Below are 15,247 nucleotides of genomic sequence, written 5' to 3' on the forward strand. Positions count from 1 at the left end.
GTCAGCTCCGCGGGGATTCGCCGATGAGCGCCATGAGCTCGGCCCTGGCGACGGGATCCGTCAGCTCTCCGCGACTGGCCACGGTCACCGTCGAACTGCCGGCCTGGCGCGAGCCGCGGGCGACGACGCACCTGTGGACTGCATCCATCACCACGAGGACCCCGCGGGCGCCGAGGCCTGTCTCGAGGGCCTCGGCGATCTCCTCGGTCAGGCGTTCCTGCAGCTGGGGCCTGGTGGAGAGGGTCTCGACGACATCGGCGAGCTTGCCGAGTCCGACCACGCGCTCACCGGGAAGGTAGGCGACGTGCACGATCCCGACGAACGGGAGCAGATGGTGCTCGCAGATCGACCTGAAGTCGATCCCCCTCACGATGACGGCATCGCTTGTCTGCGGCAGGCCGTCATCGCTCACGCCCAGGGGCACGGCGTCGAGCAGATGCGACACGGGGTCGACCTCGAGCCCGCCGAAGAACTCCGCGTAGGAGTCGGCGACGCGCTTCGGGGTCCTCACGAGTCCCGGTCGGGATGGGTCCTCGCCGATCGCGAGAAGCAGCTCGGTCACCGCTGCCTCGATGCGCGGCCGATCGACGCCCGTCACGCGCGCTCCCGGTCTATGCCGTCGCCGGACGCGGCTTCACGGCGCGAGTGCGCGCGGGAGCCGGTGCGGCGGGAGCCTCGGTGTCCGACCCGACTCCGCCATCCGTCACCGTCTCGTCGATCGGTGCAGGGGTCGGGAAGTCGATCGGCGGGCGCTCCGACAACGGACGCGATTCGCTCGAGAGCCACAGCGGACGCTCGGGGAGCTTCTTGATGTCCTTGAAGATCTCGGCGATCTCGTTGTGGTCGAGCGTCTCCTTCTCGAGGAGTTCGCGGGCGAGGTGATCGAGGATGTCGCGGTTCTCGTTGAGGACCTGCCAGGCCTCGTCGTGAGCCTTCTCGATCAGCGCCCGCACCTCGGCGTCGACGCGCTCGGCGATGCGCTCGGAGTAGTCGCGCTGGTGGCCCATGTCGCGTCCGAGGAAGACCTCGCCCTGCGACTGGCCCAGCTTGACCGCTCCGACGTCGGCACTCATGCCGAACTCGGTGACCATCTTGCGTGCCGTGGCCGTGGCCTTCTCGATGTCGTTCGACGCACCGGTCGTCGGGTCGTGGAAGACGATCTCCTCGGCGACGCGTCCGCCCATGGCGTAGGCCAGCTGATCGAGGAGCTCGTTGCGGGTGATCGAGTACTTGTCCTCGAGCGGGAGCACCATCGTGTACCCGAGGGCACGACCGCGCGGAAGGATCGTGATCTTCGAGACCGGATCGGTGTAGTTCATCGCCGCCGCTGCGAGGGCGTGGCCACCCTCGTGGTAGGCCGTGATGAGCTTCTCCTTGTCCTTCATCAGACGCGTGCGGCGCTGCGGACCGGCGATGACGCGGTCGATGGCCTCGTCGAGCGCACGGTTGTCGATGAGCTGGGCGTTCGAGCGCGCCGTGAGCAGCGCGGCCTCGTTCAGCACGTTGGCCAGGTCTGCTCCGGTGAAGCCCGGCGTCTTGCGGGCGACGATCTCGAGGTCGACGCCCTTGGCGAGAGGCTTGCCCTTGCCGTGCACCTCGAGGATCTTCTTGCGACCCTGCAGGTCGGGCGCGTCGACACCGATCTGACGGTCGAAGCGGCCGGGACGCAGCAGTGCGGGGTCCAGGATGTCGGGGCGGTTCGTGGCTGCGATGAGGATGACGTTCGTCTTCGGGTCGAAGCCGTCCATCTCGACCAGGAGCTGGTTGAGGGTCTGCTCGCGCTCGTCGTGGCCGCCTCCCATGCCGGCGCCACGGTGACGGCCGACGGCGTCGATCTCATCGACGAAGATGATGGCTGGAGCGTTCTGGCGGGCCTGCTCGAACAGGTCACGCACGCGGCTCGCGCCGACGCCGACGAACATCTCGACGAAGTCAGAACCCGAGATCGAGTAGAAGGGCACTCCCGCCTCTCCGGCGACAGCGCGGGCGAGCAGGGTCTTTCCGGTACCGGGAGGGCCGTAGAGGAGCACGCCCTTGGGGATGCGGGCCCCGACGGCCTGGAACTTCGCCGGCTCCTTGAGGAAGTCCTTGATCTCCTGCAGCTCTTCGAGCGCCTCGTCGCTGCCGGCGACGTCGTCGAAGGTGACCTGAGGGCTCTCCTTGGTGACGAGCTTGGCCTTCGACTTGCCGAACTGCATGACCTTGTTGCCGCCGCCCTGCATGCCGGAGAGCATGATCCAGAAGAACACGCCGATGAGCAGGAGCGGGAGGAGGAAACCAAGCGCCGAGAGGAACCAGTTGGGCTGCGGAACCTCGTCGGTGAACCCCTTCTTGGGTGCCGCCGCGTTGACGGCGTTGACGACCTCTTCACCGCGAGGGGTGACGTAGTAGAACTGCACCTGCTCGCCGTACTTCGGGTCGGCGCTGGTCAGGGTGAGGTCGACGCGCTGCTCGCCGTCGACGATCTTGGCGCTGGCGACCTTGCCGTCGTTCAGGAACTCGAGGCCCTGCTGGGTCGACACCTCGCGGAAGCCCGACATCGTGATCAGGCTGGACCCGACCCAGACGGCGATGATGGCCAGAATGATGTACAGGAATGGTCCGCGCAGGAGCTTCTTCACGTTCATGGTGCTCTGAGGGTATCGCCCGGCCGCTGTGCACTTGCTCCATGTTCGCTCACGGCTTGCCGCAGCACGGCTGTGCGGGAACGATCACTCGGAGCGCGCAACCGCCGACGGAAGCCTCACGCTCTCGATGAGCTCGCCGATCTCTGGCCTGTTGGGCGTCTCCTCGACCACCGCGAAGCGGTCGCCCGTCCGTCGGTAGAGACCTGCCCGCGGCGGCATGTCCTTGATGCGCGAGTTGTCGACGATGAGGAAGTAGCCGCCGTCGTCGAGGCTGTCGAGCACCGAGGCGACACCGGCGCGGAGCATCTCGTCGGAGAAGTACAGCTGGCGCAGCAGGTTGGCCACCTTGATGAGGGTCGGCCTCGGCTCACCCCACCGCGTGAAGACGTCATGCTGACGGTAGGTGACCCTGGGGTCCGACTCCATCAGGGCTCGCGCGTCGGGATTCAGCAACAGCACCTGCTCGACAGGCACGTCGGGGCGGAGGGAGCCGGTGATCCGACGCCGGTAGAGCCACTTGACGAGGCCGGACAGCGACGGCCAGGCGACCGCTCGTGGACCGACGACGAGGATGCACTCCCCCGACTGGTCGAAGAGGAAGGTGCGTCCACCCGACCTCCGGGCCGTGAGGTGGAAGTACAGGTCGGCGATGATGTACTGGCCGAATGTGGGCAGCTTGCCGATCAGGTCGACCGACGTGGATCCGTCCGATGCGCCGATGTCGACGATGACGGCATCCGTCAGGTCGATGTTGTCGATGATGAGAGCGTCGGCTGCGGGGTGCCTGTCGCCTTCGGTGATCTTGATCGTGTCGCCGACGTGGATCGCCGACATGGCACGACGGAAATCCTCAGCAGAGACGTCGGGATCGAGGATGACACTGGGGTCGCGCCAGAAGAACCGGCTGAACGCCTTCTGCAACGGGGCGGGCCAACGCCCGGAAAGCGGCCTGATCGGGAGTCGCATGGCGTCAATATAGCTTCCGGCCAACCCGATCGCTATGAACGGGGCGAAACTGGCGCGTCGGTTGCCCCGGGGCGCGCGCGGTCCGGCCTCAGCTGTAGACGTGCGGCGCGAGGATGCCGACGCCGCGGAGGTTCCGGTACTTCTCGGCGTAGTCCAGGCCGTAGCCGACGACGAACTGGTTCGGGATGTCGAAGCCGAGGTACTTGACGTCGACCTCGACCTTGGCCGCATCGGGCTTGCGCAGCAGGGCGCAGATCTCCACCGAGGCGGCTCCGCGGGTGACGAGGTTCGACTGCAGCCAGCTCAGCGTGAGGCCCGAGTCGATGATGTCCTCGACGATGAGCACGTGGCGACCCGTGATGTCGGTGTCGAGGTCCTTGAGGATGCGCACGACTCCACTCGACTGGGTGCCGCTGCCGTAGGACGAGACGGCCATCCAGTCCATGTTGGCGTGGATGCGCAGCTCACGTGCCAGGTCGGCCATGACCATGACCGCACCCTTGAGGACACCGACGAGGAGCACGTTCTTGTCTGCGTAGTCGACCTCGATCACCCGGGCGAGTTCGGCGAGCTTCGCGTGGATGTCTTCTTCGCTCAGCAGCATCTCGGTGAGCTGACCGTCGATGTCGTGGGATTCCATGGCCTGGGGTTTCCGTTCCGCTTGGGTCGATCAGGTGTGATCCGGGGTGATCCGGGTGGGATCAGATGGGGGTCGACGCTGCGGTGAACACGATCAGTCCGCCGTCGCGTTTCACTCTAATACCCGGCAGATCGAGGGATTTCTGGCCGTGCCAGTCCGTGACCAGCCGAGCGACCGCCAGCGTCTGCACCCTGCTGAGGCTCACGCCGAACTCGCTGTCCACCACATGGCGAATGATGCGCTGGCGCAGTGCAGCCGGGTTCGCCGCCAGGGCGCCGACCGACACGGCGATTCCGGCCTCGGCCGGCTCGCAGATCTCCTCGATGGTCTCCTCGACCATGGAGTCGAGTGCCTCAGAGTCCTCGCGCAGCTGCTCGGCCGTGCGCGCGAGCGCTTCGGCGATGCCCGGCCCGAGCTGCGCCTCGAGTACCGGCAGCACGCTGGACCGCACTCGCACGCGGGCATAGCCGTCATCCTCGTTGTGCGGGTCGTCCCAGACGTCGAGGCCGGCATCGATGCAGTACTGGCGCGTCGTCGATCGCCGGATGGCGAGCAGCGGTCGCCGCAGGTGTCCGGATGCCGCAGCCATGCCCTGCAGGCTCGCAGCTCCCGAACCCCGGGCGAGACCCAGCAGCACCGTCTCGGCCTGGTCGTCGAGGGTGTGGCCCACGAGCATGGCGAGTGCGCCGGTCTCGGCGACGGCGGCGTTCAGGGCCCGATAGCGGGCGTCGCGTGCTGCCGCCTCTGGCCCGCCGGCATCCGTCGACGAAGCGACATCGACGCGAGCGACCAGCACCGGATCGAGGCCGAGCGAGCGCGCCTGGACAGCCGCTCGCTCCGCAACGGCGGCGGAATCCGACTGCAGGGAATGGTCGACGATCACGGCGCCGGCACGCATCCCTGAGCGCGGCGCCTCGAAGGCCGCTGCAGCGGCGAGGGCGAGGGAGTCGGCACCGCCGCTCAGCGCGACGAGGAGGAGTTCATCCATGGAGGCGGGAGCCAGATCGTCGATGCAGCCGCGCACCGCACGGCGGACGTCGGCGATGGCGGGGGTCAGCCGGGGACGGCGCTCGGACTCCATCCAGTAACCTTAAGCCGACTTTGCCGACACCCAAGGAGAACAGAACATGGCCGCATACGACGTCGTCGTCGAAATCCCGAAGGGGAGCCGCAACAAGTACGAGGTCGACCACGAGACCGGTCGTGTCTACCTCGACCGCGTGCTCTTCACGAGCTTCGCGTACCCGACCGACTACGGGTTCTTCGAGAACACCCTCGCCGATGACGGCGACCCTCTCGACGCGCTCCTGCTGCTCGAGTACCCGGTCTACCCGGGCGTCGGCGTCTCGGTGCGCCCCGTCGGCTACCTCGACATGAGCGACGAGGCCGGCGGAGACGCCAAGGTCATCGTCGTGCCGGCCAAGGACCCCCGCTGGGCGCACATCCAGGACATCGACGACGTTCCGGAGCAGACGAAGAACGAGCTCAAGCACTTCTTCGAGCACTACAAGGACCTGGAGCCGGGCAAGTGGGTCAAGGTCGAGGCGTGGGGCACGGCCGCTGAGGCCGAGGCGATCATCCAGAAGTCGATCGAGGCGTTCCCCGGGCACGAGAAGCACTAGTCCTTCCCGCGTGACGGAACGCAGAAGGGGCGAGCTGCGGCTCGCCCCTTCTGCGTTCCCGGAGAGAGCCGGTGTCGTCTAGCCCGGGCGCCCGACCATGCCGGCGACGTCGTAGCCGCCCCAGATGTACCACTCGCGTACGGGCTTGCCCCAGTCAGCGGCCTCGAGGATGCGGTCGCCGCCGAGGTAGATGGCCACGTGGTAGTAGTCGCCGCCGCTGCCCCAGAAGATGAGGTCGCCGCGCTGACGCTGGGAGTAGGGCACCAGGCGCCCCTGTCCGGCCATGGTCCAGTACTGGTTCGTGGCCGAGTGGGTGCCGATGTAGGAGCCCGCGGCCGCGTAGGCGGCCTTGGTGAGTCCCGAGCAGTCCCAGGTGTTCCAGCTGTCGCCGGGAGACGCGTAGGGCTTGCCGAGCTGGGCCGAGGCGAATCCGATGGCGGTCTCCACCAGGTTCCCGTTCGGAGCCGGAGCCGGAGCGGGCGCGGGGGCTGGAGCCGGGGCCGGTGCCGGCGCGGGAGCCGGGCCGCTTCCGCCGCCGCCTCCTCCTCCGCCGCCATTGTTGGCTGCCTCCTCGGCCGCCTTGTCGGCCGCAGCCTTGTCGGCGGCGGCCTTCTCGGCAGCGGCCTTCTCGGCAGCAGCTCGTTCTGCTGCCGCTGCGGCCTCCGCCGCGGCGATGCCCTGGATCCGATCCTTCTCGAGCGCAGCCGTCGTGTCCTTCAGCGTGGCGAGCTGGCTGTAGAGCTCGTCGGAGTACTTCACCTGTTCGGCGTAGGCGTCCTCGGCCGCCTTCGCCGCGACCTGAGCACTGGCGAGCTTGGTCTCGGCATCGGCTGCGAGCTTCTTGCGCTCGGCAGCAGCGGAATCGGCCGCTGCCGCCAGAGCTCGCGCCGTGTTCGCGTCCTGCAGGGCCTCGGTGTAGATCTCCTGCGACTGCTCGCTCAGCTTCGATGCCGACCCGAGGCGATGCAGCAGGTCCTGAGCTTTGTCGCCGTTGAGGAACAGGTCGACCGAGAGATCCTTCCCGCCCGAACGTGCGAGATGGGCTGCGATGAGGCCGGCGCGCATCTTCGACGTCTTCGCGGTCTTCGCCGCGGCATCCGCCTGCGAGCGCAGGTCCTTCTCGCGCTCCTGGGCCGCCGTCAACGCCTCGAGGGCATTGCGGTAGGCCTCGGCGGCGATCTGGGACTGCTTCGACGCCTCCTCGGCTGCCGCGGAGAGTCCGGAGAGCAGCTCGGTCACGCGACCGATCTCCGCCTTCTTCGTGGCCTCGTTCTTCTTCGCGGCCTGGATCTCGTCCCACGACGGATATCCCGGGTCGGCGAGCGCTGGAGCGACGATGCCGACGGATGCCGTCACGGCCCCGGCCGTCACCACGGCGAACAGCGAGAACGGGGTCAGTCGCGATCCGCGCGAGCGGTCCTTCTCAGCCAAGCGGTACTCCGAGTCCGGCCATCCACGGGAATGGGTTGATGCGGTAGTCGCCCTGGTACACCTCGAAGTGCAGGTGGCATCCCGTCGATGCACCCGTGGTGCCGACGCCCGCGATGTTCTGGCCCACATTGACGTGCTGGCCGACGCCGACGTACGTTCCGCCGTAGGCGATGTGCGCGTAGCCGGTGTAGATGCCGTCGCCGTGGTCGATCTTGACGTAGTTGCCGTAGGTGCCGAGGTACCCGGCGTAGACGACGGTGCCGCTGGCCGCGGCGAAGATGGGAGCACCGCATCCGGCGCCGATGTCGGCTCCGTAGTGGAAGGAGCCGCTGCAGCCGCCACTGCCACACAGCGACGCACGCGGGCCATAGCCGTCGGTGATGGGTCCGCCTGCAGGCACACCCCACAGGCTCTGGGGAGAGACGTAGCCACCGGGCAGGCCGGCACCGTTCCAGCCGCCGCCTCCTCCGCCGCCGCCACCGCCACCGCCACCTGCGGCAGCTGCTGCGGCGGCCTCGGCTGCGGCAGCAGCACGGGCTGCGGCCTCGCGCGCCAACCTCTCCCGCTCGAGGCGGGCTCGCTCCTCGACGCCCTTCTGGTACGCCGTGGCGACCTTGGCCTGGGTGTCCTGGAGGAAGGCGAGCTGGGCCGCGAGTTCTGCGCTCTTCGCCTGCGACTCGGCCAGCGCGGCCTCGGCCGCCTGCTGGGCCTCGATCGCGGCGGCGAGGGCGTTCTCGGCTGCGATGCGCAGCTTCTCGCGCTCGCCCTGGGCGACCTTCGCCTGCTCCCCGAGCGACTTGGCCGTGTTCGCAGCCGTACGCGCTGACTCGTAGATCTCCGAGCTGCGCTCCACGAGCTTGCTCATGCTGCCGAGCTGGGACAGCAGGGCATCGGACCTCGCCGCATTCTGGTCGAGCATGAGATTCGCGGTGAGGTCGGTTCCGCCGGTGCGGTAGAGCTGGGCGGCGAGCTGGCCCGCCTGCGCCGTCGCGGCGTCGGCCTCCTTCTGGCTCGCGTCGGCCTGCGCCTGGATCTCGGTGGCCTTCCGCACGGCCTCGTCGTAGGCGTCCTGCGCGAGCTGCAGTTCGGTGCCGCGCTTCTCGGCCTCTGCCTGGGTCTCGGCCACCTGCACCTCGATCTGAGCGATGAGGTCGGTGATCTGCGCGACCTTGTCGGCAGCGGCGGCGGTGTTCGACTTCGCCTTCTGCAGGTCCTCCCAGGTGGGGTATTCGTCGGCGGCGGCCGGCGAGACGAGGCCACCCGTCAACGCCAGCGCGATGACGACGGCGATGGCGGCAAGCCGCGAGCCGGCGCGCAGGCGCAGCGAACGAGAGCTCGCATCCGGTCGTCTCCGGCGAAGCCCGTACTTCCGCTCGCGGTGTTCCATGGGTCCCCACTCGATCGCGCTGGGGGGTCGCGCAATCACTCTGGTCACTTCTGTAACTCTAACAACAGCGGCGAAACACCCGACTGATGGCAGCCGAGTGCGTCGACGGGATCCGCCGCGAGGAATCTAACCCGATGCCGAAGCGAAAACCGGCTCATCCGGCGCCTGTCGCGGAATTCGGATGCAGGCGCATGTTTCCGGGGCAGACACGGGGATTCCTGCCTCGATTTGTCACTCCGCGCGCCACACCGTATGCTTATGCGTCGGTGGTCATCGCTTGATGGCTCATCCGGCCCCATCGTTTAGAGGCCTAGGACGGCGCCCTTTCACGGCGTTAACACGGGTTCGAATCCCGTTGGGGTCACCGAGAAATCGGATCTCTAAATTGAATATAGAATGGTTTCACATCGAGGCCCTGTAGCGCAGTTGGTTAGCGTGCCGCCCTGTCACGGCGGAGGTCGCGGGTTCAAGTCCCGTCAGGGTCGCAAAGGCGACAAGCCCTTTCGAAAGAGAGGGCTTCTCCTTTAAGCGGCATCGAGAATGCCTAGGCTCTGTAGCTCAGTTGGTAGAGCGCACGACTGAAAATCGTGAGGTCACGGGATCGACGCCCGTCGGAGCCACCACAAGCCCCTGGTCCCCACGGATCGGGGGCTTTTTCGCGCTCGTGCTGCGCTGGACTGTCAACACCGTTCTCCTGACCAGAACGCGAACTTACCCCCACTCTGGGGTCATTCCCCTCCCCCGTGGATCGATAGTGTCGAACCATGCATAGCTGAGCACAGTTCAGCTTGCGTATACCCGATGCAGTACCTGTAAACCCGAAATGCAGGGAACGAACCGCCATGTCAGCACTTTGCGCTGGCTTCTGCCTACCTGAAGCCACCAATCCATCCCCTCGGCCACGCGCCCCCTACGCGCCGTCCGGACTCCAGATCGTGGAGTCCGAATGAGCGAGAGTCGACCCACACCCACACCCACGCCCGCAGCGGCGGCTGAGCCTCCGCGCACCCTGCGTCTCGTCGAGACGCAGGCGACGTCGAGCGTTCCGCCGCACGTCGACACACACCTCTCCGGCCTGCTCTGGGCTCGTCGCTATCGCGACCTGCTTCGCACCTCCGACTCGGTGATCGTCGTGCTCGCCATCGGAACCGCGCTCGTCACGGGGCTGCTGACGACAGGGGCCCCCGTGGGCAACCTCCTGTCCTACAGTGTCGGTCCCATCGCGCTCGCGGCCATCTGGCTGGCATCGCTGGCCGCATTCCACACGCGGGGCTCGCACACCATCGGTGTCGGCGCCCTCGAGTACAAGCGGGTCACCAACGCCACGGCGCTGGCCTTCGGACTCTTCGCGATCGGATGCATCGTCTTCACGGTCGACTTCGCCCGCATCTACTTCCTGGTCGCCCTGCCGGTCGGGCTCGGTGGCGTGGTCGGCATGCGCTGGCTGTGCCGCAAGTGGCTGCTGCGCCAGCGGCGCTTCGGCCACTACCTCGCCCGGGCCATCATCGTGGGCGACCGCGCCGACGCCGAGTACGTCGCCCAGCAGGTCGAGCAGAAGTCCGGTGCCACGTTCGTCGTCGTCGGAGCAGCCCTCGACGGAGACAACGTCGCGGACCTCGTGGCCGGTGACCGCCACATCCCCGTCATCTCCGACGTCAACGGCGTCGCACAGGCCGCCGCCGAGTGGCGCGCCGACACCGTGATCGTCGCCGGTCCACGGGCCGGCGAGAGCGACTACATCCGCACTCTCGGCTGGAGCCTCGAGGGTACGGCGACCGAACTCGTGCTCTCGAGCCGGCTCACGGATGTCGCAGGGCCCCGCATCCACTTCCGTCCTGTCGAGGGCCTGCCACTCATCCACGTGGAGATCCCGACCTTCGAAGGGTGGAAGCACGTCCTGAAGCGCACCTTCGACGTCGTATTCGCCGCGACCGCCCTTCTGATCCTCGCGCCGGCACTCGTCGTGATCGGGTTGTTCGTGCACTTCGACAGCCCAGGGCCGGTGCTCTTCCGTCAGGAGCGCTGCGGTCGCAACGGGCGCACCTTCCAGATGGTGAAGTTCCGTTCGATGGTCGCAACAGCCGAGGACGACCTCGCTGGCCTTCTCGATCGTAACGAGGCCAACGGCGTGCTCTTCAAGCTGCGCAACGATCCCCGCGTGACCCGCGTCGGGCGCCTCCTCCGTAAGTACTCGCTGGACGAGCTCCCTCAGATCTGGAATGTGCTGAACGGTGACATGAGCATCGTCGGCCCGCGCCCACCGCTGCGATCCGAGGTCGACTCCTACGAGAAGGACGTGCACCGCCGCCTCTTCATCAAGCCGGGCATCACCGGGCTGTGGCAGATCAGCGGCCGATCCGACCTCAGCTGGGAGGAGAGCGTGCGCCTGGACCTCTACTACGTGGAGAACTGGTCGCTCACCGGAGACATCATGATCATCTGGCGTACCTTCAAGACCGTCCTCCGTCCCGTCGGGGCCTACTGAGATGCGGATCGCGATGATCGGCACCCGGGGAGTGCCAGCCGCCTACGGCGGATTCGAGACCGCAGTCGAGGAGATCGGCCGCCGCATGGTCGAGAACGGCCACGAGGTCACCGTGTACTGCAGGAGGACGGACGAGCGCCCCCAGTCGAGCTACCTCGGCATGAACCTCGTGCACCTTCCGGCCCTCCACCTGAAGACGGCCGAGACCCTCTCGCACACGGCGTTCTCCGTTGCGCACGCGGTCACCCATCGGCGGCCCGATGCTGCTTTCGTGTTCAATGCCGCCAACGCGCCGTTCCTGCCCGCCCTGCGTGCACGCGGCATCCCGGTGGCCGTGCACGTGGACGGCCTGGAGTGGAAGCGTGACAAGTGGGGTGCCAACGGGCGTCGCTACTACCGGTGGGCCGAATCCATGTCGGTGCGCTGGGCCGACGCGCTCATCGCCGACGCCGACGGCATCAGCCGGTACTACCGCGACGAGTTCGCGGTTCCCACCGAGCTGCTGACGTACGGGGCCAAGATCCTCACCGACACCCCGTCCGACCGGCTCGCCGAGCTCGATCTCGAGCCAGGCGGCTTCCACCTCGTCGTCGCCCGATTCGAACCCGAGAATCACGTCGACGTCATCGTCGAGGGCTACAGGCAGAGTGCGGCCACCAAGCCGCTGATCGTCGTCGGCAGCGCACCGTACGCCGCACAGCACACCCAGAGCATCCGTGAGGCGGCGGGCGGCGACCCCCGCATCCGGTTCCTGGGCGGCGTCTACGACCAGGATCTGCTCGACCAGCTCTACGCCCACGCCATGACCTACCTGCACGGTCACTCGGTCGGCGGCACGAACCCCTCTCTGCTCCGGGCCATGGGCGCGCGCACGGCGATCATCGCGTGGGACGTCGAGTTCAACCGTGACGTCGCCGGCCCGAGCGCCCAGCTGTTCGGCAGCCCAGCCGACGTCGCGAGGCTCGTGGGCATCGCCGAGTCGCGCCCGGATCTGGTGGACGCCGACGCGGATGCCGTCCAGAAGCGAGCCGAGTCCGTCTATCGCTGGGACACCGTCGCCCTGGGCTACGAGGCCCTCGCCGAGCGACTCGTCCTCGGCTACTCCACGAGCGGGGAATCCCACCCACGATCGACCAACTCGGAGCGATCGCACGCCGTCAAGCCACGCCTCGTCTCGACGGACACGGCCCTGAGCGGATCGAGGCGACGATGACCGGGGATGCCGCCACCAGCCCTCGGGCGGAGCGATACTCGGACATCGTGCAGCGGCTGGCCGGAGCCCAGAAGAAGCGCGCCCGTGGCGCGCCGGCCTACTCCGTCTACATCAATCGTCCGGCGGGCCGCCGCCTCGCGGCCGTCGCGTACCTGGCCGGGCTGACGCCCAACGTCGTCAGCATCATCAGCGCTGTCTTCACCTTCAGCGCCATCGTCGTCATCGCCGCGGCTCCAGCGGTCCCGTGGATCGGGGTGCTCGTCGCGGCCCTCCTGCTCATCGGCTACGCGCTCGATTCCTCCGACGGCCAGCTCGCCCGCCTGCGCGGCGGCGGAACTCCGGCCGGCGAATGGCTCGACCACGTGCTTGACGCCGCGAAGACCTCCGCACTGCACCTGGCCGTGCTCATCACCTTCTACCTGCACTTCCCGATCACCAACGCGGCCTGGCTGCTCGTACCGATCGGCTTCACCATCGTGGCGACGGTGTCGTTCTTCGCGATGATCCTCAACGACCAGCTCAAGGGACGGCATCCGTCGGCCGTGGAGGCGCCACAGCGCGCCAGCAGCCCGCTCCGCTCGCTGCTCGGAATCCCGACCGATTATGGGGTGCTCTGCCTGTCCTTCCTGCTTCTCGGGTTCCCGCCGGCCTTCCTGGTCGTGTACACGCTCCTCTTCGTCGCCAACGCGGCCTACCTCCTCCTGGCCCTGGTGAAGTGGTTCCGAGACATGGGCGCCCTCGTGCCCGCCGGGAAGTCGTGACGCCGCAGCAGGCTGGAGCCCCCAAGACCGCGATCGTCGTCGTGAACTACGGGTCGTCGGCACTTCTCTCCGCCAATCTCGCCGCGGGCGACGCACCGGGCGCCGCCACCGAGACCGTCATCGTCGACAACTTCACCAGCACGGCTGAAGCCGAACGTCTCGCACATCTGGCGGCGGAGAACGGATGGCGCGTCGTCTGGAACGAGCGCAATGTCGGATTCGGCACGGCGGTGAATGCCGGCGTCGAACACGCCAGGTCACTCGGGTGCTCGGCGTTCATCGTCTTGAACCCGGATGCGATCATCACGGCGGCGGTGGCGGCAGAACTCTTCGCCAGCGTCGTGAGCAACCGCAACGTCCTGGTCGCGCCGCGGATCGTGCGAACCGACGGACGCCCCTGGTTCGAGGGAGCGACGCTCGACACGACGACGGGATTCACCTCGACGGCGCCGGGGTCGGACAGTGCGTCCATCGACGGGTGGATCACCGGAGCCTGCGTCGCCGTCCATGACGACCTGTGGACGCGATCCGGCGGCTTCGACGACGACTACTTCCTCTACTGGGAGGACGTCGACCTGTCGTGGCGATGCCGGACGGCCGGCGGGTTCCTCAGAGTACGCGCCGACCTCGAGGTCGTGCACGATGTCGGCGGCACTCAGGCCGGCACCGGCAAGACCCCGGCCTACGTCTACTACAACTGTCGCAACCGGCTGTTGTTCGCTGCCAAGAACCTTCCTGCCGAGACGCGCAGGGCCTGGAGCGCACGGAACGTGAGCTACGCCTACAGGATCATCACGCGCGGGGCGGGCCGACGCGTGCTCTACCGCAGGCCCCGGCTCATCGCCGCAGCCATCAGCGGCACCTGGGCCGGTGCTCGAGGCAGGACAGGGGCGCAGAGATGAGCAGCCCCGCGTCCTCGCGCAGCCTCCGAGTGCTGGTCGCGCATCCCGGAGCCGAGCTCTTCGGGTCTGATCGGATGCTCGTCGAGAGCGTCGCGGGTCTCCGGGCAGCCGGCCACGCCGTGCTGGTGACCGTGCCGACGGGTGGTCCGATGCTCGACGTCGTCCGCGCGATGGGGGCCACTGTGGTCATCACCCCGACCCTCGTGCTGCGCAAGAGTCTCATCGCTCCGACGGGATGGCTGAAGCTCATCTCCGGCACCGTCCGCGGCCTTGTCGCCGGCATCCGGTTGGCACTGCGTGCCCGACCCGACGTGATCTACGTCAACACCGTGACGATCCCCTTGTGGATCGCCGTCGGACGGGTGACGGGTCGACCGGTGCTCTGCCACGTGCACGAAGCCGAGCGCTCGGCCCGCCCTGTCGTGCGTCGCGCGCTCTCGGCACCGGTGCTGTTCGCTCGAACTGTCGTGGCCAACAGCGCATTCAGCGCAGGGGTCCTCGAGGACTCCTTCCCCGAACTCGGGCCGCGCGTGGGCGTCGTGGCGAACGGGGTGGCCGGACCTGCCGAGACGACGAAGGCGCGCGACGGCATCGACGGACCGCTGAGGGTGCTCTACGTCGGCCGCCTGTCCGACCGCAAGGGTGTCGATGTGGCGATCGCGGCCCTGGCCGAGCTGCGGAGAGGGGGGACCCCCGCCGAGCTCGAGGTGGTCGGGTCCGTGTTCGCCGGCAATGAGGAGTACGAGGAAGCACTCCGCGACCAGATCCGTGACGAGGGACTGGGTGGAGCCGTCAGCATGCTCGGCTTCCAGCCCGATGTCTGGGACGCCTATCGGCGATGCGACGTCGCGGTCGTTCCGTCCCGGGTCGACGAGCCGTTCGGAAACACCGCCGTCGAATCCCTGTTGGCGGGCAGGCCCGTCGTGGTGAGTGACACGTCCGGCCTGCGCGAGGCGTCGTCGGGGTTCGAGAGCGCCCAGCGGGTGAGACCTGGGGACGCCGGTGCTCTCGCCTCTGCGCTCCGCCGCGTCTACGACGACTGGCCGACCTTCCGTGACGCGGCGCTCGTCGACCGCGAGGTCGCGCATTCCCGCCACAGCACCGAGCTCTACCGGACGCGCATGGCGGCCGCGGTCGAGGCCACCGCCGCCGGCCGTCCCTGGGGCGCAGGGGACTCCGATGTCGGCACCTGAGGTTTCATCGGCCGACCGGG

13 protein-coding genes and 3 tRNA genes are annotated in these 15,247 nt (G+C 68.0%); 9 read left to right on the plus strand and 7 right to left on the minus strand.

Going from position 1 to position 15,247, the window contains the following annotated elements; all coding sequences use genetic code 11:
* Position 1 precedes the first annotated feature (1 nt).
* The 5 genes from folE to tilS form a co-directional block, all read right to left on the minus strand.
* Positions 2-598 carry a GTP cyclohydrolase I gene (gene folE / locus ASC59_RS10090; protein WP_055821646.1) on the minus strand — a complete coding sequence of 199 codons (597 nt, stop codon included), beginning with the start codon at positions 596-598 and terminating at the stop codon, positions 2-4.
* A 13-nt stretch (positions 599-611) separates the two neighbouring features.
* Complete coding sequence (gene ftsH, locus ASC59_RS10095) at positions 612-2,627, minus strand: ATP-dependent zinc metalloprotease FtsH (protein ID WP_055821649.1); 2,016 nt, start codon at positions 2,625-2,627, stop codon at positions 612-614.
* 84 nt (positions 2,628-2,711) lie between these two features.
* The gene (locus tag ASC59_RS10100; protein ID WP_055821651.1) at positions 2,712-3,593 is read right to left on the minus strand and encodes a hypothetical protein; all 882 of its coding nucleotides are present in this window, start codon (positions 3,591-3,593) and stop codon (positions 2,712-2,714) included.
* Positions 3,594-3,681: 88 nt separating this feature from the next.
* Positions 3,682-4,233, minus strand: coding sequence for a hypoxanthine phosphoribosyltransferase (gene hpt / locus ASC59_RS10105; protein WP_055821656.1), 552 nt, complete (start codon positions 4,231-4,233; stop codon positions 3,682-3,684).
* A 61-nt stretch (positions 4,234-4,294) separates the two neighbouring features.
* Complete coding sequence (gene tilS / locus ASC59_RS10110; protein ID WP_055821659.1) at positions 4,295-5,314, minus strand: tRNA lysidine(34) synthetase TilS; 1,020 nt, start codon at positions 5,312-5,314, stop codon at positions 4,295-4,297.
* Positions 5,315-5,360: 46 nt separating this feature from the next.
* On the opposite strand from tilS, the gene ASC59_RS10115 reads away from it, so the two are divergent.
* Positions 5,361-5,855 (plus strand): inorganic diphosphatase, encoded by a 495-nt coding sequence (locus ASC59_RS10115; RefSeq protein ID WP_055821662.1) that lies wholly within the window; start codon positions 5,361-5,363, stop codon positions 5,853-5,855.
* A gap of 78 nt (positions 5,856-5,933) precedes the next feature.
* Here the strand turns inward: ASC59_RS10115 and ASC59_RS10120 are convergent, their stop codons facing one another.
* On the minus strand, positions 5,934-7,286 hold the full coding sequence (locus tag ASC59_RS10120) for a C40 family peptidase (RefSeq protein WP_055821665.1): 1,353 nt from the start codon (positions 7,284-7,286) through the stop codon (positions 5,934-5,936).
* Complete coding sequence (locus tag ASC59_RS10125; RefSeq protein ID WP_157487982.1) at positions 7,279-8,721, minus strand: M23 family metallopeptidase; 1,443 nt, start codon at positions 8,719-8,721, stop codon at positions 7,279-7,281. The genes ASC59_RS10120 and ASC59_RS10125 overlap by 8 nt, the downstream gene beginning before the upstream one ends.
* 243 nt (positions 8,722-8,964) lie before the next feature.
* Here ASC59_RS10125 and ASC59_RS10130 point away from each other — a divergent pair.
* The 8 genes from ASC59_RS10130 to ASC59_RS10165 all read left to right on the plus strand — a co-directional run bounded on the left by ASC59_RS10130 (position 8,965) and on the right by ASC59_RS10165 (position 15,227).
* Positions 8,965-9,037 (plus strand) — tRNA-Glu (locus tag ASC59_RS10130).
* A gap of 47 nt (positions 9,038-9,084) precedes the next feature.
* Positions 9,085-9,158 (plus strand) — tRNA-Asp (locus ASC59_RS10135).
* A 62-nt stretch (positions 9,159-9,220) separates the two neighbouring features.
* Positions 9,221-9,296 (plus strand) — tRNA-Phe (locus ASC59_RS10140).
* A gap of 323 nt (positions 9,297-9,619) precedes the next feature.
* Entirely contained in the window at positions 9,620-11,158 is a 1,539-nt protein-coding gene (locus ASC59_RS10145) for a sugar transferase (RefSeq protein ID WP_055821670.1), read from the plus strand.
* 13 nt (positions 11,159-11,171) lie between these two features.
* Complete coding sequence (locus ASC59_RS10150; protein WP_442915089.1) at positions 11,172-12,371, plus strand: DUF1972 domain-containing protein; 1,200 nt, start codon at positions 11,172-11,174, stop codon at positions 12,369-12,371.
* The gene (locus tag ASC59_RS10155) at positions 12,368-13,132 is read left to right on the plus strand and encodes a CDP-alcohol phosphatidyltransferase family protein (RefSeq protein ID WP_055821676.1); all 765 of its coding nucleotides are present in this window, start codon (positions 12,368-12,370) and stop codon (positions 13,130-13,132) included. The genes ASC59_RS10150 and ASC59_RS10155 overlap by 4 nt, the downstream gene beginning before the upstream one ends.
* Positions 13,129-14,034 carry a glycosyltransferase family 2 protein gene (locus ASC59_RS10160; protein ID WP_055821680.1) on the plus strand — a complete coding sequence of 302 codons (906 nt, stop codon included), beginning with the start codon at positions 13,129-13,131 and terminating at the stop codon, positions 14,032-14,034. The genes ASC59_RS10155 and ASC59_RS10160 overlap by 4 nt, the downstream gene beginning before the upstream one ends.
* Complete coding sequence (locus ASC59_RS10165; RefSeq protein WP_055821684.1) at positions 14,031-15,227, plus strand: glycosyltransferase; 1,197 nt, start codon at positions 14,031-14,033, stop codon at positions 15,225-15,227. Before ASC59_RS10160 ends, ASC59_RS10165 begins: the two co-directional genes overlap by 4 nt.
* Positions 15,228-15,247 lie beyond the last annotated feature (20 nt).

It is taken from the genome of Leifsonia sp. Root1293, assembly GCF_001425325.1.
GTDB lineage: Bacteria > Actinomycetota > Actinomycetes > Actinomycetales > Microbacteriaceae > Orlajensenia.

What these genes read in the sequence shown, in the direction of transcription:
- ftsH (WP_055821649.1), bottom strand. Translation starts at nt 2,627, where the DNA reads ATGAACGTGAAGAAGCTCCTGCGCGGACCATTCCTGTACATCATTCTG.
- ASC59_RS10100 (WP_055821651.1), bottom strand. Translation starts at nt 3,593, where the DNA reads ATGCGACTCCCGATCAGGCCGCTTTCCGGGCGTTGGCCCGCCCCGTTG.
- hpt (WP_055821656.1), bottom strand. Translation starts at nt 4,233, where the DNA reads ATGGAATCCCACGACATCGACGGTCAGCTCACCGAGATGCTGCTGAGC.
- tilS (WP_055821659.1), bottom strand. Translation starts at nt 5,314, where the DNA reads ATGGAGTCCGAGCGCCGTCCCCGGCTGACCCCCGCCATCGCCGACGTC.
- ASC59_RS10115 (WP_055821662.1), top strand. Translation starts at nt 5,361, where the DNA reads ATGGCCGCATACGACGTCGTCGTCGAAATCCCGAAGGGGAGCCGCAAC.
- ASC59_RS10145 (WP_055821670.1), top strand. Translation starts at nt 9,620, where the DNA reads ATGAGCGAGAGTCGACCCACACCCACACCCACGCCCGCAGCGGCGGCT.
- ASC59_RS10150 (WP_442915089.1), top strand. Translation starts at nt 11,172, where the DNA reads ATGATCGGCACCCGGGGAGTGCCAGCCGCCTACGGCGGATTCGAGACC.
- ASC59_RS10155 (WP_055821676.1), top strand. Translation starts at nt 12,368, where the DNA reads ATGACCGGGGATGCCGCCACCAGCCCTCGGGCGGAGCGATACTCGGAC.
- ASC59_RS10165 (WP_055821684.1), top strand. Translation starts at nt 14,031, where the DNA reads ATGAGCAGCCCCGCGTCCTCGCGCAGCCTCCGAGTGCTGGTCGCGCAT.